Raw genomic sequence first — 18,283 nt, forward strand, 5'->3', positions numbered from 1 at the left:
CGCGGAGCGTGGGAACGATCATGATTCAGCGTCGCGTCGCAGGTCGGGAATCTGCGACGCGAGCCTTAGGTGTTAACAGTTATTGGGCATAGATATGGACAACGAAGTGCTGGCCTGAGTTTGTCAATTCGTAGGCTTTGTCGTAGATGGTCAGCGTTCTGGATGACTCCTGAATGGTGTCCCCGACCTTGGCGTGTTTCCTGAACTCATCCCAGTCAATGACCGTGGTGCTAGTGCTGCCGCCGCTTTGCAGTGTGTTGCCATTGCTTTGATATTCCATGATAAAGCTCTCCATTGATGTGCCTTTGCCGCCGATTATTCGGCTGGCGGTGAAACCCGTAAGGAGGCAGTTACCGCTGCGTTTTCCTTGCGGGTAACGAGAGGCTAGACAATGAAAACGAGCTGCGTGGCTCTCAGAAATATCAAAAAACAGTCTCAGCAATCGGCCAGTACCAACTGGCCGAATTCGTACGTTAAGCGTTCATCACTTCCCGAATATCGGCAGCCAATTCCCTTACACGCTCTTCCTCGGTATCCCACGCACACATGAAGCGCGCACCGCCTTTGCCGATGAAGGTGTAGAAACGCCAGCCCTTGGCAGTCAGCGCTGCAATCGCGGGCTCGGAGAGTTGCAGGAACACGCCGTTGGCCTGTACCGGGAACATCAATTCCACGCCGGGAATATCCGCTACCAGGCTGCTCAGCAATTGCGCGCAATGGTTGGCGTGGCGTGCATGCTTGAGCCAGGCGTCATTTTCCAGCAGGCCCACCCATGGCGCAGAAAGAAAGCGCATTTTCGACGCCAACTGACCGGCCTGTTTGCAGCGGTAGTCGAAGTCTTCAGCCAGTTTGTGATTGAAGAACAGGATGGCTTCACCCACCGCCATGCCGTTTTTGGTACCACCAAAGCACAGCACGTCGACGCCGGCTTTCCAGGTCAGGTCGGCCGGGGAGCAACCCAGGAATGCGCAGGCGTTGGCGAAGCGTGCGCCGTCCATGTGCAGGTTCAGGCCCAGCTCCTTGCAGGTGGCGCTGATGGCACGGATTTCTTCCGGGGTGTACACGCTGCCGACTTCGGTGGCCTGGGTCAGGGTCACGACGCGGGGTTTGGGGTAGTGGATGTCCTGGCGCTTGAGGGCGATCTCACGGATCGACTCCGGGGTCAGCTTGCCGTTTTCGGTGCGGGCAACCAACAATTTGGAGCCGTTGGAGAAAAACTCCGGCGCGCCGCATTCGTCGGTCTCGACGTGGGCGGTTTCCGAGCAAATCACGCTATGGTAGCTCTGGCACAACGAGGACAGCGCCAGGGAGTTGGCAGCTGTACCGTTGAAGGCGAAGAACACCTCGCAGTCGGTCTCGAATAGATTGCGGAAACCGTCGGCGGCGCGGTGGGTCCATTCATCATCGCCGTAGGCACGTTGATGGCCCTGGTTGGCTTGTTCCATGGCGGCCCAGGCTTCCGGGCAGATGCCGGAATAGTTGTCGCTGGCAAATTGTTGGCTCTTGTCGGTCATGGCCCGTTCCTGTGGTCGATGTTGGTGCGCACTTTACCCAAGATTGCCGGGGGCACGCACGCACTGTAAATGCAAAGTCGTTGGGGAATTATGCACGGTACTGAAACCTTGCCTGTCGGACCTGTCCGAGATGGCGCTTTGGATCTGCTCAAGTGGCTGGCGCTGTTGAGTATGGTGCTCGATCATTTGCGCTATGTGGGGCTGAGCCTGGATGGGCTATATGTGCCGGGGCGCCTGGCGTTTCCATGGTTTTGCCTGGCGATTGCGGCTAATTTGCACCGTGTCCGTTACGCCCCAGTGACGGGCCATTGGCGCTACCTGGGTTGGTTGCTGCTGTTCAGCGTGATCAGCGAAGTGCCTTATCGGATGTTCATCGAAGATGCCGATACCTTGAACGTGTTGCCGACCCTGGCGCTGGGCATGCTGGTTGCCCGAGGTTGGCAGCAAAAGGCGTTGGTTGATCGAGGATTGGCGCTGATCGCCGTCACAATGGCGGCCGTGTTTTCACACCAGTTGATGTTCGGTTTCTTTGGTGTATTGCTGCCACTGGCGATATTGCTGGTGTTTCGCCGGCCCTGGTATTTCAGCGTGCTGCCGGGTTTAGTCTGCGTCGCCGCCAATCAGTGGCAGATTCTGCTCAATAGCGGCACGCTTGTGGCGCTGTCGGGGTTGGCTGCATGTCTGATTGCGCCGCTGGCAGGATTGGTCTTATTGCGACATGGCAAAAACGCCAACCCCCCCGCCATGCGACGCTGGGCCTATGCCCTGTATCCCATGCATTTTCTTCTGTTGCTACTCGTTCGCAAGCTCATTGCCTAGCCCTTGTAGGGGCGAGCTTGCTCGCGAAAAACGTCAACAATAACGCGGGCTGCCTGATTGAACGCGGCGCCCTCAGGTTTTTCGCGAGCAAGCTCGCTCCTACAGTTTGTAGGCACCCAGTTAGCATTTGCTCAGGCCATGTCGTAAACGCACCTTTGCGTGGCGTGCGCAGGCATTTGGCCCGCACGCGCCAGCCCTACCATCGCATCAAAGGGCCCTGCGAGGGCCTCAACAATACGAAAGGCTGGGAGAGACGCGATGTTCAGCAAACAAGACCAGATCCAGGGATATGACGACGCACTGCTGGCGGCGATGAATGCCGAGGAGCAGCGCCAGGAAGATCATATCGAGCTGATCGCGTCGGAGAACTACACCAGCAAGCGCGTGATGGAAGCTCAAGGCAGTGGCCTTACCAACAAATACGCCGAAGGCTACCCGGGCAAGCGCTACTACGGCGGCTGCGAGCATGTGGACAAGGTCGAAGCCCTGGCCATCGAGCGCGCCAAGCAGCTGTTCGGTGCCGATTACGCCAACGTGCAACCGCACTCCGGTTCCTCCGCCAACAGCGCCGTGTACCTGGCGCTGATCAATGCCGGCGACACTATTCTGGGCATGAGCCTGGCCCACGGCGGTCACCTGACCCACGGCGCCAAAGTGTCGTCCTCGGGCAAGCTGTATAACGCGGTGCAGTACGGCATCAACACCGACACCGGCCTGATCGACTACGACGAAGTCGAGCGCCTGGCGGTCGAGCACAAGCCGAAGATGGTTGTGGCAGGTTTCTCGGCCTACTCCAAGACCCTAGATTTTCCACGCTTTCGTCAGATCGCCGACAAGGTCGGCGCGCTGCTGTTCGTCGACATGGCCCACGTCGCCGGCCTGGTCGCCGCTGGCCTGTACCCGAACCCGCTGCCTTACGCCGACGTGGTCACCACCACCACTCACAAGACCCTGCGCGGTCCACGGGGCGGTTTGATCCTGGCCAAGGCCAACGAAGAAATCGAAAAGAAACTCAACGCTGCGGTATTCCCCGGCGCCCAGGGCGGCCCGCTGATGCACGTGATCGCTGGCAAGGCCGTGTGCTTCAAGGAAGCGCTGGAGCCCGGCTTCAAGGCTTACCAGCAGCAAGTGATCGATAACGCCCAGGCCATGGCCGAAGTGTTCATCAAGCGTGGCTACGATGTGGTCTCCGGCGGCACCGACAACCACCTGTTCCTGGTCAGCCTGATTCGCCAGGGGCTCACCGGCAAAGAGGCGGATGCCGCCCTCGGTCGCGCCCACATCACCGTCAACAAGAACGCGGTGCCGAATGACCCGCAGTCGCCGTTCGTGACCTCGGGCCTGCGCATCGGCACCCCGGCGGTGACCACCCGTGGCTTCAAAGTGCCGCAGTGCGTCGAGCTGGCCGGCTGGATCTGCGACATCCTCGACAACCTCGGCGACGCCGACGTCGAGGCCAACGTGGCCAAGCACGTGTCTGCCCTGTGCGCTGATTTCCCGGTTTATCGCTGAGCGCGGTTTTGGAGTAATGACTATGCAACGCTACTCAGGCTTCGGCCTCTTCAAGCACTCCCTCAGCCATCACGAAAACTGGCAGAAGATGTGGCGCACGCCGACCCCTAAAAAGGTCTACGACGTGGTCATCGTCGGCGGCGGCGGGCATGGTCTGGCGACCGCTTACTACCTGGCCAAGGAACACGGCATCACCAACGTGGCGGTGGTCGAGAAAGGCTGGCTGGGCGGCGGTAACACCGCGCGCAACACCACCATCGTGCGTTCCAACTACCTGTGGGACGAGTCGGCGCACCTGTACGAACACGCTATGAAACTCTGGGAAGGTTTGTCCCAGGACCTGAACTACAACGTGATGTTCTCCCAGCGTGGCGTGTACAACCTGTGCCACACCCTGCAGGACATCCGTGACTCCGAACGCCGCGTGAGCGCCAACCGCCTCAACGGTGTGGACGGCGAGCTGCTGAATGCCCAGCAAGTGGCCGACGAAATCCCGTATCTGGATTGCTCCAAGAACACCCGTTACCCCGTGCTCGGCGCCACCGTGCAACGTCGCGGCGGCGTGGCCCGTCACGATGCCGTGGCCTGGGGCTTTGCTCGCGCTGCCGACGCCTTGGGCGTGGACCTGATCCAGCAGACCGAAGTGATCGGGTTCCGCAAGGAAAACGGCGTGTGCATCGGTGTGGAAACCAACAAGGGCTTTATCGGCGCCAAGCGCGTCGGTGTGGTCACTGCCGGTAACTCCGGGCACATGGCCTCGCTGGCGGGCTTTCGCCTGCCGATCGAATCCCACCCGCTGCAAGCGTTGGTGTCGGAGCCGATCAAGCCGATTATCGACAGCGTGATCATGTCCAACGCGGTGCACGGTTACATCAGCCAGTCCGACAAGGGCGACCTGGTGATCGGCGCCGGTATCGACGGCTACAACGGTTACGGCCAGCGCGGTTCGTACCCGGTGATCGAGCACACCATCCAGGCCATCGTCGAGATGTTCCCGGTGCTGTCGCGGGTGCGCATGAACCGCCAGTGGGGCGGCATCGTCGACACCACGCCGGACGCCTGCCCGATCATCTCCAAGACGCCGGTACCGAACATGTTCTTCAACTGCGGTTGGGGCACCGGTGGCTTCAAGGCCACCCCAGGCTCAGGCAACGTGTTTGCCGCCAGCCTGGCCAAGGGTGAAATGCACCCGCTGGCCGCACCTTTTTCCATCGACCGTTTCCACAACGGTGCGTTGATCGACGAACACGGCGCTGCGGCCGTCGCCCACTAACAGGAGAAATCCCCTATGTTGCATATCTTCTGTCCTCACTGTGGCGAACTGCGCTCCGAAGAGGAATTCCACGCGTCCGGCCAAGCGCACATCCCGCGCCCGCTGGACCCGAATGCCTGCACCGACGAGCAGTGGGGCGACTACATGTTCTTTCGCGATAACCCGCGCGGCCTGCACCACGAACTGTGGATCCATGCCGCCGGTTGCCGTCAGTATTTCAACGCCACCCGCGACACTGTGACCTACGAAATTCTTGAAACCTACAAGATCGGTGAGAAGCCTCAGTTCACCGCCAAGGCCTCTGGAGAGAAGGTATGAGCCAGATCAATCGCCTGTCCAACGGTGGCCGCATCGACCGTAATAAAGCCCTGACGTTTACGTTCAACGGTCAGAGCTACAAGGGCTTTGAAGGCGACACCCTGGCCGCAGCCCTGCTGGCCAACGGTGTCGACATCATAGGCCGCAGCTTCAAATATTCGCGCCCACGGGGCATCTTCGCCGCGGGCGCCGAAGAGCCGAACGCGGTGCTGCAGATCGGCGCCACCGAAGCCACGCAGATCCCCAACGTGCGCGCCACCCAACAGGCGCTGTACCAAGGCTTGGTTGCTACCAGCACCAACGGCTGGCCGAGCGTGAACAACGACATGATGGGGATTCTCGGCAAGGTCGGCGGCAAGCTGATGCCGCCGGGTTTCTACTACAAAACCTTCATGTACCCGCAATCGTTCTGGATGACCTACGAGAAGTACATCCGCAAGGCGGCGGGCCTTGGTCGCTCGCCCACCGAGAACGACCCGGACACCTACGACAACTTCAACCGTCATTGCGACGTGCTGGTCGTGGGCGCAGGCCCTGCGGGCCTCGCGGCTGCGCTGGCCGCTGCGCGCAGCGGTGCCCGTGTGATCATCGCCGACGAGCAGGAAGAGTTCGGTGGTTCGCTGCTCGATTCCCGCGAAAGCCTCGACGGCAAGCCGGCCACTGAATGGGTTGCCAGCGTCATTGCCGAATTGAAAGCGCTGCCGGACGTGGTGCTGCTGCCCCGCGCCACCGTCAACGGTTACCACGACCATAACTTCCTGACCATTCACGAGCGTCTCACCGACCATCTCGGTGACCGTGCGCCGATTGGGGTGGTGCGTCAGCGTATCCACCGCGTACGTGCCAAGCGTGTGGTGCTGGCCACCGGTGCGTGCGAGCGTCCGCTGGTGTATGGCAACAACGATGTGCCGGGCAATATGCTCGCGGGTGCGGTGTCTACCTACGTGCGTCGCTACGGCGTGGCACCGGGTAAAAAGCTGCTGCTGTCGACCAACAACGATCATGCCTACCGCGTTGCGCTGGATTGGTTCGATGCGGGCCTCACCGTTGTTGCGGTGGCCGATGCGCGCCACAACCCACGCGGGGCTCTGGTTGAAGAAGCTCGCGCCAAAGGCATTCGCATCCTCACCGGCAGCGCCGTGATCGAGGCCCGTGGCAGTAAGCACGTGACCGGTGCCCGCGTGGCAGCCATCGACGTCAAGGCGCACAAAGTCACCAGCCCCGGCGAGTGGCTGGACTGCGACCTGGTCGCCAGCTCCGGCGGTTACAGCCCGGTGGTGCACCTGGCCTCGCACCTGGGCGGCAAGCCGACCTGGCGTGAAGATATCCTCGGGTTTGTACCGGGCGAAGCACCGCAAAAACGCGTGTGCGTGGGTGGCATCAACGGTGTCTACGGCCTTGGCGATTCCCTCGCCGATGGCTTTGAAGGCGGCGTGCGTGCGGCCAGCGAAGCCGGTTTTGCCCCGGTTGAAGGCACGCTGCCAAAAGCCTTGAGCCGTCTTGAAGAACCCACCCTGGCGCTGTTCCAGGTGCCCCACGAAAAAGCTACCGCACGGGCGCCAAAGCAATTTGTCGACCTGCAAAACGACGTGACCGCCGCCGCCATCGAACTGGCCACCCGCGAAGGTTTCGAGTCGGTGGAGCACGTCAAACGCTACACCGCGCTGGGCTTCGGCACTGACCAGGGCAAGCTGGGTAACGTCAACGGCCTGGCCATCGCCGCCCGTTCGTTGAACGTGACCATCCCGCAGATGGGCACCACCATGTTCCGTCCCAACTACACGCCGGTGACGTTCGGCGCCGTAGCGGGCCGTCACTGTGGGCATATCTTCGAGCCGGTACGCTACACCGCGCTGCAGGCCTGGCACGTGAAGAACGGCGCCGAGTTTGAAGACGTCGGCCAGTGGAAACGCCCGTGGTATTTCCCGCGTAACGGTGAAGACCTGCACGCCGCAGTGAAGCGTGAATGCCTGGCCGTGCGTGACAGTGTCGGCCTGTTGGACGCGTCCACCCTCGGCAAGATCGACATTCAGGGCCCGGATGCCCGCGAGTTCCTCAACCGCATCTACACCAACGCCTGGACCAAGCTCGACGTGGGCAAGGCGCGCTACGGCCTGATGTGCAAGGAAGACGGCATGGTCTTCGACGACGGCGTGACGGCCTGTCTGGCCGACAACCACTTCCTGATGACCACCACCACCGGCGGCGCCGCCCGCGTGCTGCAGTGGCTGGAAATCTACCAGCAGACCGAATGGCCGGACCTCAAGGTGTACTTCACCTCGGTCACCGACCATTGGGCAACCATGACCCTGTCGGGCCCCAACAGCCGCAAGCTGCTCAGTGAAGTCACCGACATCGACCTGGACAAGGACGGCTTCCCGTTCATGACCTGGAAGGAAGGCCTGGTGGGCGGCGTGCCGGCGCGAGTGTTCCGTATCTCGTTTACCGGTGAGCTGTCGTACGAAGTCAACGTGCAGGCCGACTACGCCATGGGTGTGCTGGAAAAGATCGTCGAGGCCGGCAAAAAGTACAACCTGACCCCGTACGGCACCGAGACCATGCACGTACTGCGCGCTGAGAAGGGCTTCATCATCGTCGGGCAAGACACCGACGGCTCGATGACCCCGGACGACCTGAACATGGGCTGGTGCGTTGGCCGTACCAAGCCGTTCTCGTGGATCGGCTGGCGCGGGATGAACCGTGAAGACTGCGTGCGTGAAGAGCGTAAGCAGTTGGTGGGGCTCAAGCCGATCGACCCGAACGTGTGGCTGCCGGAAGGCGCGCAGTTGGTGTTCGATCCGAAGCAGACGATTCCGATGAAGATGGTGGGTCACGTTACCTCAAGTTATGCGCATAACTCCCTGGGCTATTCGTTTGCCATGGGTGTGGTGAAGGGCGGCTTGAAGCGCATCGGTGAGCGGGTGTTCTCGCCGCAAGCGGATGGCAGCGTGATCGAAGCCGAGATTGTGTCTTCGGTGTTCTTTGACCCCAAAGGTGATCGGCAGAACGTCTGACACCTGATCGTTCCCACGCTCTGCGTGGGAATGCATTCCGGGGCGCTCTGCGCCCCAAGGGCGGACGCAGAGCGTCCATGGCGGCATTCCCACGCAGAGCGTGGGAACGATCAACAGAATTCAGAACAGGTGCTTTATGACAGCAGCCAATGTTTACCAACAACGCCCCACCACCGGCGCCAAGGCCGAGTCGTCGCTGCACCATGCCGACCTCGCCAGCCTGGTCGGCAAGGGCCGCAAGAATGCCGGCGTGACCGTGCGTGAAAAGAAACTCCTCGGCCACCTGACTATCCGCGGCGATGGCCATGATGCCGCCTTCGCCGCCGGCGTACACAAGGCCGTCGGTATCGAACTGCCAGGCCCGCTGAGCGTGGTCTTCAAAGGTGAAACCAGCCTTCAGTGGCTCGGCCCGGATGAGTGGCTGTTGATCGTGCCGAGCGGTGAAGAGTTTGCCGCCGAGCAAAACCTGCGCGCCGCCCTGGGCGACCTGCATATCCAGATCGTCAACGTCAGCGGCGGCCAGCAGATTCTTGAACTGAGCGGCCCGAATGTGCGCGATGTGCTGATGAAGTCCACCAGCTACGACGTACACCCCAACAACTTCCCGGTCGGCAAAGCCGTGGGTACGGTGTTCGCCAAGTCGCAACTGGTGATCCGTCATACGGCTGAAGACACCTGGGAACTGCTGATCCGTCGCAGCTTCTCGGATTACTGGTGGTTGTGGTTGCAGGATGCCTCGGCTGAGTTCGGCCTGAGCGTTGTCGCATGATGATCATTCCCACGCTCCGCGTGGGAATGCATACCGGGACGCTCTGCGTCCCAAAAGCGGACGCAGAGCGTCCATGGCGGCATTCCCACGCAAAGCGTGGGAACGATCAGCCTGAGGAGTGACCCATGAGCCGCGCACCCGATACATGGATTTTGACCGCCGACTGCCCCAGCGTGCTCGGCACGGTGGACGCGGTCACCCGCTACCTGTTTGAGCAAGGCTGCTACGTCACCGAGCACCATTCGTTTGATGACCGCCTCTCGAGTCGGTTTTTCATTCGTGTTGAGTTCCGTCAGCCTGACGGCTTTGACGAACAGGCGTTCCGCGATGGCTTGGCCACCCGTGGTGAAGCCTTTGGCATGATCTTCGAACTGACGGCGCCGAACTACCGGCCCAAAGTGGTGATCATGGTCTCCAAGGCCGATCACTGCCTCAACGACCTGCTGTATCGCCAGCGCATCGGCCAGCTGTCGATGGACGTAGTCGCGGTGGTGTCCAACCATCCCGATCTGAAGCCCTTGGCTGATTGGCACCAGATTCCCTACTACCATTTCCCCCTCGACCCCAACGACAAACCGTCCCAGGAGCGCCAGGTGTGGCAAGTGGTGGAAGACACCGGCGCCGAACTGGTGATCCTTGCGCGCTACATGCAAGTGCTGTCACCAGAGCTGTGCCGCAAGCTGGACGGCAAGGCCATCAACATTCACCACTCATTGCTGCCGGGCTTCAAGGGCGCCAAGCCTTATCACCAGGCGTACAACAAGGGCGTGAAACTGGTGGGCGCCACGGCGCATTACATCAACAACGATCTGGATGAAGGGCCGATCATCGCCCAGGGCGTGGAAGTGGTGGATCACAGCCACTATCCCGAGGATTTGATTGCCAAGGGGCGGGATATCGAAGGGCTCACATTGGCGCGGGCGGTGGGGTATCACATCGAGCGGCGGGTGTTCTTGAACGCCAATCGCACCGTCGTTCTTTAGATCCCTATCGCAGGCAAGCCAGCTCCCATTCCTGAATGTGTGAACCCGATCCACTGTGGGAGCTGGCTTGCCTGCGATGAGGCCCTTACAAGCAACACAAGAAACAGCATCTGTACCCGAGCACTTAACGCGCTGCCCCAAGGGCAACGCAGTTCCATAAAAACAACAGCGAGGTGAAAGCATGTCTGGTAATCGTGGTGTCGTGTATCTCGGCAACGGTAAGGTCGAAGTACAGAAAATCGACTATCCCAAAATGCAGGACCCCCGTGGCAGGAAGATTGAGCACGGCGTCATCCTGCGCGTGGTCTCTACCAACATCTGCGGCTCCGACCAACACATGGTGCGTGGGCGCACCACGGCCCAGACCGGCCTGGTGCTCGGTCATGAAATCACCGGTGAAGTCATCGAGAAGGGCAGCGACGTCGAGAACCTGAAAATCGGCGACCTGGTGTCCGTGCCGTTCAACGTCGCGTGCGGCCGCTGCCGTTCGTGCAAGGAACAACACACCGGCGTCTGCCTGACCGTCAACCCGGCCCGTGCCGGTGGCGCCTACGGCTACGTGGACATGGGCGACTGGACCGGCGGCCAGGCCGAGTACGTGCTGGTGCCGTATGCCGACTTCAACCTGCTGAAACTGCCGGACCGTGACAAGGCCATGGAGAAAATCCGTGACCTGACCTGCCTCTCCGACATCCTGCCCACTGGCTACCACGGCGCTGTTACTGCCGGCGTCGGCCCAGGCAGCACTGTCTACATCGCGGGTGCCGGCCCGGTGGGTCTGGCGGCTGCCGCCTCCGCTCGCTTGCTGGGTGCAGCGGTGGTGATCATCGGCGACGTCAACTCGATCCGCCTGGCCCACGCCAAGGCCCAGGGTTTTGAAGTGGTCGACCTGTCCACCGACACCCCGCTGCACGAACAAATCGCCGCGTTATTGGGCGAGCCCGAAGTGGACTGCGCCGTTGACTGCGTGGGCTTCGAAGCACGCGGTCACGGCCACGACGGCGTCAAGGCCGAAGCCCCGGCCACCGTGCTCAACTCGCTGATGGGCGTGGTACGTGTGGCAGGCAAGATCGGTATCCCAGGCCTGTATGTGACCGAAGATCCAGGTGCTGTCGATGCCGCCGCAAAAATGGGCAGCCTGAGCATTCGCTTTGGTCTGGGCTGGGCCAAATCCCACAGCTTCCACACCGGGCAGACGCCAGTGATGAAGTACAACCGCCAACTGATGCAGGCGATCATGTGGGACCGTATCAACATCGCTGAGATCGTCGGCGTGCAGGTGATCAGCCTTGATGATGCGCCACGTGGCTATGGCGAGTTCGATGCGGGTGTACCGAAGAAGTTTGTGATTGATCCGCACAAGCTGTTCAGTGCGGCGTAAAGGCAAAGCAAACAAAGGGCGACCCGCGGGTCGCCCTTTGTTTAACAAAGACGCGCCTCATTCTCGCGATGAGCTGCCAAGGCTCACCTGCCCGGGTGCAAGACCAAAAACTTCTACGCCCTCGGCGTTGGCATGGCCCACCTCTACGATCCGGCGTTCAATCGGCTGGCCCTCGCCTTTACGGTAAATCACGACCATTTCACTGCCTTCCTGGCTTATCGCTTCGGGCGCCACGATGATGGCCTGTTCATTGTGGTAGGCCGTGATGTTCAGGCGTGCGCTCATACCGGGACGGATACGCTTGGCCTGTCCTGGCGTCAATGCCGCCACGCTCAGTGTGACGGGAAACAGTGCACTGTTGCCGGGGTCATCGCTGGGCAAGGCCAAGTTGCCGACCGCTTGCACATGGCCAAGCAGCGGCTCGCCGAGAAATCCATCACCCAGGATTTCAACGCGCTGTCCCGGTTGCAGTTGGTTGATATCCAGCTCGGATGCCGTAGTGACGATCTTCAGTGTTTCGGTATTGGCCAAACCCAGCAGAGCCTGATTCTGACTGACCCTTGAGCCGGTCTGTACGAGAGGCGTTACTCCGGCCCCTTGTGCGGCATTTACAGGAACAATAACGCCGGTGAACGGTGCTACCACGACCTGTTTGGCAATCAACCGTTGCAGCTGTTCGTACCTCACCGTGGCATTGGTCAGCTCCATTTCGGCAATCTGCCGAGCCTGGCCTTTCCCTTCGTCTAATAACGCGTTCAGCTCGTTTTGAGCGCTGCTGCGTTCAAGTCGTTGCAACTTCGTTTGCTGCTCCAGTTCGTCAAGTTCGTTGCGCGCAATAATGCCGCGTTCGAACAGATGGCGGTTTTCTCGTAGCCTGCCTTCCAGGTTGCTCAGTGAGATGTCGGCGGTGCGTAACGCACGACGCGCTCGTGTGACTTGAGTGCCGTTTTCCCAATTGTTCAACTCGTGCACGGTTCGTTGGGCTTTGAGTTGCCCGGACAGGGCTTCGCGTAACTGCAGCTCGATCAGCGTAGGGTCCATGCTCAGAAGCGCTTGGCCTTTCTGTACCCACTGGCCCTGTTCGGCTTCGAGGGACTGGATAACGCCTTCGAATGGTGCGTTGAGCACGATGGTTTGGATAGGCTCGAATTTTCCGACCAGGCCGATATGTAGCGTCATTGGCTTGGTTTGCACGCTCACCCATTGCGGTGCGGGGGGCGGCGCAATCGCAACTTTTTTCACGATCAATGCAGCGCCAATCAACGCTATCAGCATCATCGAACCTATGCGCCAATAGTGCGAGTGACAGGCCTTTTCAGTGTGGGCCTTCAAGTGCAATCTCCCATTTTTCCAAGGTCATGCCGAGGGTTTCGTCCAATTGCGTCTGGGCGTTCAGATAAGCGATGAGTGCGTTGATACGTGCATTTTCCGCATCGCGCAGATCGTTTTCGAAACTGATGATTTGAAAATTGCTGGAGCGCCCGACGCTGAGTTTTTCGCGCTCGATGTCCAGCTTGCGCGTGGACAGTTCGTTGGCACGCAGGGCGATTTCATATTGACGCCAGCGGGTGCCCAGTTCGCGCACTACGTTGCTGACGTTGCGTTCCAATTCTTGACGGGCGTCGGCGATTAGCAACTGCTGTTGTTCTACATTGATACGCGCACGTGTCTGCGCTTGGCGGGTGCTGATGTCGCCAATGGGGATTTCCAACTGAAGGCCGGTATAGCTTTCCCAGCGCCGAGCAGAGCCGGTGCCTGGGTGCTCACGCACCTGACTGGCACCCGCCACCAGAGAGAGGTCCCAGCGAGCGGCATCCTTGGCGAGGATCATGTCCAACGCGGCCTGCTGGCCATTGAGCAATGTGGAGAGGTACTGAGGTTGCTGAGCTTGCGCCAGGTGTATGGCTTGTGGCAGATCGACCTCCAGTGGAGTTGCCTGTACGGCCTCGGTGGCCTGAATGTTCGTGGACAAATCCAGTGCCAGCAGGCGCAGCAGGGCGAGGCGTTGAATATCCAGCTGGTTTTGCGCTTCTTCGACACTCAGTTCCTGGACGGCGATGTCAGCTTCGGTCTGCACGATTTCAAATTGAGCCATGCGCCCGGCGTTGATCAGTGCTTTGTTCACCGTCAACAAGGCCTGCGCCCTTTGAAGCGACGCCTGGACGATGCCCAGTTGCTCCTGAGCCCTGATCAGCTCCCGATAGGTTGTGATGATGGTGGAGACCGTTTGAGAAATATTCGCCTTGAGGTTCAGGCGGTTGGCTTGCTCTGACAGTCTTGCGAGCCGCAGGGGGGCGGTGGTGACATCCGGGCCGGATCCGCGCAATAACGGTTGGATTATTTCCAGGTTTATCCCGTCGCTGCGCAGGTGGCCCACCTGCTCGGAATGGTTGAGCTGCTGGGTCCATCCCACGTTCAAGCGCGTGCCGTACTGTCCGAGCAACGTAGCCGTGGGGGTAAGTGCGAGTTGACGAGCTTGGTCTTCGCTGCTTCTGATGTTTGTGTATTCACTCTTGAGCAAGAGTTTTGGCTTGAACGCGTCCTCAGCCACGCGCAGGTCGAATTTTTGGCCCTCCCTTTGCAAGTAAGCGCTGCGTATTTCACGGTTGTTGCGCAGGCCAAGGTAAAGGGCATCCGCCAGACTCATGCCGATAGTCTGCTCGCTTAACAGCGAGGAGGCTTTGGCATTCTGGACACACAAGAAAAACGCTGCGGTCAGCACCAGGTATCTACTCGTCTTCACGCAGCGCTTCCACAGGTTGTAGCCGCGAGGCGGAAAGGGCGGGGTAAAGCCCAAAAAACATACCGACTACTATCGCGCTGCCAATGCCCAACGGCACCGACATTGGCGACAGCGCGAAGCTCCATCCCGATACACGGGCATAAATGAGGGCCAAGCCGACGCCCAGGATGGCTCCGGTAAGTGCTCCCAAGGTGGTCATGGTCAGAGCTTCGATCATGAACAGGTTGCGGATATCGCGGGGACGAGCGCCCATGGCCATGCGCAAACCGATTTCTCGACGCCGTTGCGCGATGCTCATCAGCATGACGTTCATCACCCCGACACCACTGGTGATAAGCGAAATGCCAGCGAGGGCGGCTAGCAGATAGGTGAAGGTTCGATTCTGTTGGGACAGGCCGTCGATGATCTGCTGGGGGACCAGAACGTCGATGTCCTGGCCGGGAAATAGCTGTCTTAATCCGTGTTTGAAGTCGGACGCCACGCTACCCATAGGACGCGCGCCCGGAGCACGTGCGAAAACGTGGGTGACTGGCGCCCAAGCTTGTAGTCGGCTGACACCTTGCAGTGGAATAAACATGGAGGTGTTGGGGTCGAACGGAGCAATCGCCGACGCAAACCGTGGATGCAGAACGCCTATGACTTGGAACAGTGCATGTTGCACTCGTAGTGTGTCGCCTATGCGCACCGGCGTGCCAGCGCTGGAGAGTTCATCGGCGAGCTGGCGGCCTATCACTGCATGAGTGGCTTGGTCATCGAATTCGCTCAGAAAACGCCCTTCATGCACTTCCAAGCCCAACGCCTGTTTCAGTGGGGGCGTTGAGCCGATCAGTTGGATAGAAATGTCGCGCCCCTTGAACGTCACTGAGTTGCCCATCAGGGCAACGGGTGCAATGTTCACTAAATCAGGGACTTTATTGCGCAGTTGAGTAATGCCTGCGGGCAGCGGCGAGGTTTGCCTCGTATCTGCGGCATTTGAAACCTGTGCAACTAGTGTATCGACACCCATTCCCTGGAAGATTGCAGCGGCTTCTTCGGCGGCGTTGTGACCGATATTGATGAGGGCGACCACCGAGCAGCTCCCCATGACGACGCCGAGAAGGGTGAGCACTGCGCGTTTGCCCAAGGTCCGCAGGTTTGTTCTGACGTCATGTATCAGGTCGCGAAAAGTTTGGCTCCCGCCGCTCATCAGTTCTGACACGGTTCGTGCTCACGCAGGGTTCGGTCCTGAACGAAGAGTTGTCTGTCCAGGCGCGCGGCGATGTCTAAATCATGGGTGACGACAATCAGCGTGACGCGGTGCTCACGATTGATTGCCAGCAACAATTCCAGAATGTCGTTTGCCGTGCGGCTGTCCAGATTGCCAGTGGGCTCGTCCGCGAGAATCAGGGAAGGCTCCCCCACGAGAGCTCGCGCAATTGCGACTCGCTGTCGTTGGCCGCCAGACAGATCGGCGGGGAGGTGATGTGCCCGGTGGCTGAGGCCGACCTGGTCGAGTCTGTGCATGGCACGCTGCAGGGCTACTCGCCGGCCAAGGCCACGGTAGGAGAGAGGCAAGGCGACGTTGTCCAGTGCGCTGAGGCGTGGCATCAGGTTGAAGTTCTGGTAGATGAAACCTAGGTGTCGGTTGCGTAACACGGCCAGTTGATCCGGTGTCGCCTTGGATGTGTCGTGTCCGTAAAACTCATACCGCCCTTCATCAGCCCGGTCCAAGAGGCCGAGTATGTTAAGTAATGTGCTCTTACCTGAGCCCGAAGTGCCAAGCACGGCACAGTGGTCACCTGCGTATATCTGCAAGTTTATGTTCTCAAGAATTGAGATGGGCTGTTTGGCAAGTTGATAATGCTTGCATACGCCCTGCAGCGAGAGGGCGAGCGGGGGGGCAGGAATCACGAGCATTTGAAGTTCAGGATGTTCGATAAAGGAGGCGGGATCGCGACAATGTATTTGACTGTTCGCATGCAAACAAAAAACCGTGTGCGAGTTGTCTTTTCATTGGGCTAGGTGCCTGACGCCGGTGCTTTTGTAAATGCAAGAGCACCAGCGGCGAACAATCAGCGGCTTAGATCGATATAAAGCATCTAGGGTCGGACCCGGACTTATCAAATATCATCTCAATTTCTGCACTTCGCAAACCGGGGTTATAGTTGGCCATTTTCAAATCATGCCATTGCCTGTCCTGCTTCATGGCATCTGCTGACTTTGTCACGCGGGTTTCATTTCGGCTGACGGTCTTGATATTGACATTGGCTTTGCTTCTGTCGGTGTGCCCGTCGGTTTTCACAATTCGGTACTTGTCTACGCGCACGTAATGTATGGTACTTCCGCTACCGGCAATAACGCCTTGAACGTAGCCGACAAAATTCCCGGTGCTGCATGAACGAGAAAATGCTGATTCAGTGACAGCTTGATTTGAGAAAGAATTTCCAATCGGAACAGTGATGGTGCCGATAGCGCTCGCTAACCCGCTCGCACTTGCAACGGCCGGAAGGCCGAACAGCGCAATTGCAAGTAGTCCGGGTTTTAAGAAGGATTTAAACATGTCGTTCTCCGAAAAATTCATTGCTGTTTTCGGCACTTCGTGAGGGGCCTGGCCCGTGGCTTGGTTGTTGTTAGAACGGGTTGGCTGCAGTCTGATAGTTTTCTATTGTTAGTTAAGTAGGACTTGTCTGAGGTTTGCTATTTCCAGCAAACCCGCTTCTACAGGTTCTTTGGAAACTGCCAGTTGATGCGCAAGCAAACAAAGGGCGACCTTCGAGTCGCCCTTTGCATCACTTAAGCGCCGTCAACCGCAAATAGGGATCGGCCACCTCACCGTTTTTTATCAAACGTTTTCCACCGTAATCACAGTGCACCTTACCGTCGCGCACGTTGATGGCTTCTGCCTGCAGTGCGTATTCCGGGTCCAGAAAATCATCGTTGGTCCCGGCGGTTTGCCCCGTCCATGTTTTGCCTTGGGTTTGGGCTGAATACTGATAGCCCTCGCCATAGGGCGGCGGCAGGTCGGGGTCTGTGTAGGGTTTTGAATGGATGTCGCTGACGGCAGGGCATTGGCCCGTGTCGACGGCCGCGTTGCGGGCTGGCAGGTTGTAGGCGGTGACTAGGGAAAAGAGATTAGGTACCCATCCGATCATCGTTATAACTCCTTGTCCACGAGGTAGTCCTCCCTGCTCTGCGTTGGGAGGCCGATCTGGGTGGGGCGTTACACGGGTTAGGTTCCTTGGAAGCTGCTACAGCAGGTTACGGGACATGCAACGGGTCGGCCGGTGAGTCTGCAAATGAGACCATCTCTGGGAGCAGGCTCGCCCGCGAAGGCGATGTGTCAGTCACTGCATTATCGCTTTCGCAGGCAAGCCAGTTCCCACATTTGATCTTTGTTGCTTTGAACATTGCGTTCGCTTAACGGATCGGCATCAGGGCAAGCCCACTCCTACATTTAAACCGAGTGTCAGCCGGTGATTAGCGCGTGGCCAGGGCGCCTTGGTAGACGGTCGGCCCTGTCGGTTGCTTGCTCACCGAGCCACCCTTGGTTTCCGAACTCACCATCAGCTCCACCGGCTTGCTGATGCTTTCTTGCTGGCGCGGATTCAGGCCGATGATGCCTTTGCCATCCTCCGGCAGCAGGCCAAGGGATACCGGAGTGCCGTCTTTGGGAATCGCCCAGAGTTCAAGGCTTTGGTCCGGTGCAGGCGCCGTGGAGGCAATCGGCTGGACTTCCAGGTAATCCTTGTGGGCCATGATTTGTGCGGCTGGCTGCTGGGTCGTGGTCACCAATGTCGCCGCGGATTTGACGCTGTCCTGGGTGTAGAGCGCGCCGCCGATACCGGCAACCACCACCACGCAGGCGCCGATGAACAGGCGAGGGCGGCTCCAGAACGCAGGCTTGTGCTCAATCACTGGGGGTTGGATCGCAGTCATAAGTCTCTTCTCGACAAATTTTGTAGTCAGTTCATGGACCCG

At 59.4% G+C, this 18,283-nt stretch carries 17 protein-coding genes and 1 pseudogene; 9 read left to right on the forward strand and 9 right to left on the reverse strand.

Annotation, left to right across the window (positions count from 1 at the left end; all coding sequences use genetic code 11):
* Positions 1-79: 79 nt before the first annotated feature.
* Entirely contained in the window at positions 80-280 is a 201-nt protein-coding gene (locus tag HU730_RS23890; protein ID WP_034129068.1) for a hypothetical protein, read from the reverse strand.
* Positions 281-473: 193 nt separating this feature from the next.
* A complete protein-coding gene (locus HU730_RS23895; protein ID WP_003194862.1) occupies positions 474-1,514 on the reverse strand; it encodes a low specificity L-threonine aldolase in 1,041 nt (346 codons plus the stop codon).
* 90 nt (positions 1,515-1,604) lie between these two features.
* On the opposite strand from HU730_RS23895, the gene HU730_RS23900 reads away from it, so the two are divergent.
* From HU730_RS23900 to fdhA, 9 genes and pseudogenes are all read left to right on the forward strand, one after another.
* Positions 1,605-2,333 (forward strand): TraX family protein, encoded by a 729-nt coding sequence (locus HU730_RS23900; RefSeq protein ID WP_054896755.1) that lies wholly within the window; start codon positions 1,605-1,607, stop codon positions 2,331-2,333.
* Between the two features lie 17 nt (positions 2,334-2,350).
* Positions 2,351-2,440 (forward strand): annotated as a pseudogene (locus HU730_RS26855) (outer membrane lipoprotein carrier protein LolA); the annotation flags it as partial.
* A 151-nt stretch (positions 2,441-2,591) separates the two neighbouring features.
* Positions 2,592-3,845, forward strand: coding sequence for a serine hydroxymethyltransferase (glyA, locus tag HU730_RS23905; protein ID WP_003194857.1), 1,254 nt, complete (start codon positions 2,592-2,594; stop codon positions 3,843-3,845).
* A gap of 22 nt (positions 3,846-3,867) precedes the next feature.
* Positions 3,868-5,118, forward strand: coding sequence for a sarcosine oxidase subunit beta (locus HU730_RS23910; protein WP_003176546.1), 1,251 nt, complete (start codon positions 3,868-3,870; stop codon positions 5,116-5,118).
* Positions 5,119-5,133: 15 nt separating this feature from the next.
* Positions 5,134-5,436, forward strand: coding sequence for a sarcosine oxidase subunit delta (locus HU730_RS23915; RefSeq protein WP_003194855.1), 303 nt, complete (start codon positions 5,134-5,136; stop codon positions 5,434-5,436).
* Complete coding sequence (locus tag HU730_RS23920) at positions 5,433-8,450, forward strand: sarcosine oxidase subunit alpha (protein ID WP_060763979.1); 3,018 nt, start codon at positions 5,433-5,435, stop codon at positions 8,448-8,450. The genes HU730_RS23915 and HU730_RS23920 overlap by 4 nt, the downstream gene beginning before the upstream one ends.
* A gap of 136 nt (positions 8,451-8,586) precedes the next feature.
* Complete coding sequence (gene soxG, locus HU730_RS23925; RefSeq protein ID WP_014720232.1) at positions 8,587-9,219, forward strand: sarcosine oxidase subunit gamma family protein; 633 nt, start codon at positions 8,587-8,589, stop codon at positions 9,217-9,219.
* Positions 9,220-9,344: 125 nt separating this feature from the next.
* Positions 9,345-10,202: a formyltetrahydrofolate deformylase gene (gene purU / locus HU730_RS23930; RefSeq protein ID WP_034128876.1), complete on the forward strand. Its 858-nt coding sequence runs from the start codon at positions 9,345-9,347 to the stop codon at positions 10,200-10,202.
* 181 nt (positions 10,203-10,383) lie between these two features.
* Positions 10,384-11,583, forward strand: a complete 1,200-nt coding sequence (gene fdhA, locus HU730_RS23935; protein WP_014720230.1) for a formaldehyde dehydrogenase, glutathione-independent — start codon at positions 10,384-10,386, stop codon at positions 11,581-11,583.
* A 57-nt stretch (positions 11,584-11,640) separates the two neighbouring features.
* Here the strand turns inward: fdhA and HU730_RS23940 are convergent, their stop codons facing one another.
* The 7 genes from HU730_RS23940 to HU730_RS23970 all read right to left on the reverse strand — a co-directional run bounded on the left by HU730_RS23940 (position 11,641) and on the right by HU730_RS23970 (position 18,241).
* Complete coding sequence (locus tag HU730_RS23940; protein WP_186527635.1) at positions 11,641-12,858, reverse strand: HlyD family efflux transporter periplasmic adaptor subunit; 1,218 nt, start codon at positions 12,856-12,858, stop codon at positions 11,641-11,643.
* Between the two features lie 40 nt (positions 12,859-12,898).
* Positions 12,899-14,308 (reverse strand): TolC family protein, encoded by a 1,410-nt coding sequence (locus tag HU730_RS23945; protein WP_233101204.1) that lies wholly within the window; start codon positions 14,306-14,308, stop codon positions 12,899-12,901.
* Positions 14,309-14,312: 4 nt separating this feature from the next.
* Positions 14,313-15,512 carry an ABC transporter permease gene (locus HU730_RS23950; protein ID WP_186527636.1) on the reverse strand — a complete coding sequence of 400 codons (1,200 nt, stop codon included), beginning with the start codon at positions 15,510-15,512 and terminating at the stop codon, positions 14,313-14,315.
* On the reverse strand, positions 15,512-16,222 hold the full coding sequence (locus HU730_RS23955; RefSeq protein ID WP_186527613.1) for an ABC transporter ATP-binding protein: 711 nt from the start codon (positions 16,220-16,222) through the stop codon (positions 15,512-15,514). Before HU730_RS23955 ends, HU730_RS23950 begins: the two co-directional genes overlap by 1 nt.
* 163 nt (positions 16,223-16,385) lie before the next feature.
* On the reverse strand, positions 16,386-16,865 hold the full coding sequence (locus HU730_RS23960; protein ID WP_034128872.1) for a hypothetical protein: 480 nt from the start codon (positions 16,863-16,865) through the stop codon (positions 16,386-16,388).
* A 229-nt stretch (positions 16,866-17,094) separates the two neighbouring features.
* Positions 17,095-17,457, reverse strand: coding sequence for a hypothetical protein (locus HU730_RS23965; protein ID WP_034128871.1), 363 nt, complete (start codon positions 17,455-17,457; stop codon positions 17,095-17,097).
* A gap of 325 nt (positions 17,458-17,782) precedes the next feature.
* Positions 17,783-18,241 carry an anti-sigma factor gene (locus HU730_RS23970; RefSeq protein ID WP_034128870.1) on the reverse strand — a complete coding sequence of 153 codons (459 nt, stop codon included), beginning with the start codon at positions 18,239-18,241 and terminating at the stop codon, positions 17,783-17,785.
* Between the last annotated feature and the right edge of the window lie 42 nt (positions 18,242-18,283).

It is taken from the genome of Pseudomonas sp. SWRI22, assembly GCF_014268395.2.
GTDB lineage: Bacteria > Pseudomonadota > Gammaproteobacteria > Pseudomonadales > Pseudomonadaceae > Aquipseudomonas > Aquipseudomonas paracarnis.

Excerpts from the sequence above, each read along its gene's own strand:
- HU730_RS23890 (WP_034129068.1), bottom strand. The coding sequence starts at position 280 with ATGGAATATCAAAGCAATGGCAACACACTGCAAAGCGGCGGCAGCACT.
- HU730_RS23895 (WP_003194862.1), bottom strand. The coding sequence starts at position 1,514 with ATGACCGACAAGAGCCAACAATTTGCCAGCGACAACTATTCCGGCATC.
- HU730_RS23900 (WP_054896755.1), top strand. The coding sequence starts at position 1,605 with ATGCACGGTACTGAAACCTTGCCTGTCGGACCTGTCCGAGATGGCGCT.
- glyA (WP_003194857.1), top strand. The coding sequence starts at position 2,592 with ATGTTCAGCAAACAAGACCAGATCCAGGGATATGACGACGCACTGCTG.
- HU730_RS23910 (WP_003176546.1), top strand. The coding sequence starts at position 3,868 with ATGCAACGCTACTCAGGCTTCGGCCTCTTCAAGCACTCCCTCAGCCAT.
- HU730_RS23915 (WP_003194855.1), top strand. The coding sequence starts at position 5,134 with ATGTTGCATATCTTCTGTCCTCACTGTGGCGAACTGCGCTCCGAAGAG.
- HU730_RS23920 (WP_060763979.1), top strand. The coding sequence starts at position 5,433 with ATGAGCCAGATCAATCGCCTGTCCAACGGTGGCCGCATCGACCGTAAT.
- soxG (WP_014720232.1), top strand. The coding sequence starts at position 8,587 with ATGACAGCAGCCAATGTTTACCAACAACGCCCCACCACCGGCGCCAAG.
- purU (WP_034128876.1), top strand. The coding sequence starts at position 9,345 with ATGAGCCGCGCACCCGATACATGGATTTTGACCGCCGACTGCCCCAGC.
- fdhA (WP_014720230.1), top strand. The coding sequence starts at position 10,384 with ATGTCTGGTAATCGTGGTGTCGTGTATCTCGGCAACGGTAAGGTCGAA.
- HU730_RS23940 (WP_186527635.1), bottom strand. The coding sequence starts at position 12,858 with ATGCTGATAGCGTTGATTGGCGCTGCATTGATCGTGAAAAAAGTTGCG.
- HU730_RS23950 (WP_186527636.1), bottom strand. The coding sequence starts at position 15,512 with ATGAGCGGCGGGAGCCAAACTTTTCGCGACCTGATACATGACGTCAGA.
- HU730_RS23955 (WP_186527613.1), bottom strand. The coding sequence starts at position 16,222 with ATGCTCGTGATTCCTGCCCCCCCGCTCGCCCTCTCGCTGCAGGGCGTA.
- HU730_RS23960 (WP_034128872.1), bottom strand. The coding sequence starts at position 16,865 with ATGTTTAAATCCTTCTTAAAACCCGGACTACTTGCAATTGCGCTGTTC.
- HU730_RS23965 (WP_034128871.1), bottom strand. The coding sequence starts at position 17,457 with ATGATCGGATGGGTACCTAATCTCTTTTCCCTAGTCACCGCCTACAAC.
- HU730_RS23970 (WP_034128870.1), bottom strand. The coding sequence starts at position 18,241 with ATGACTGCGATCCAACCCCCAGTGATTGAGCACAAGCCTGCGTTCTGG.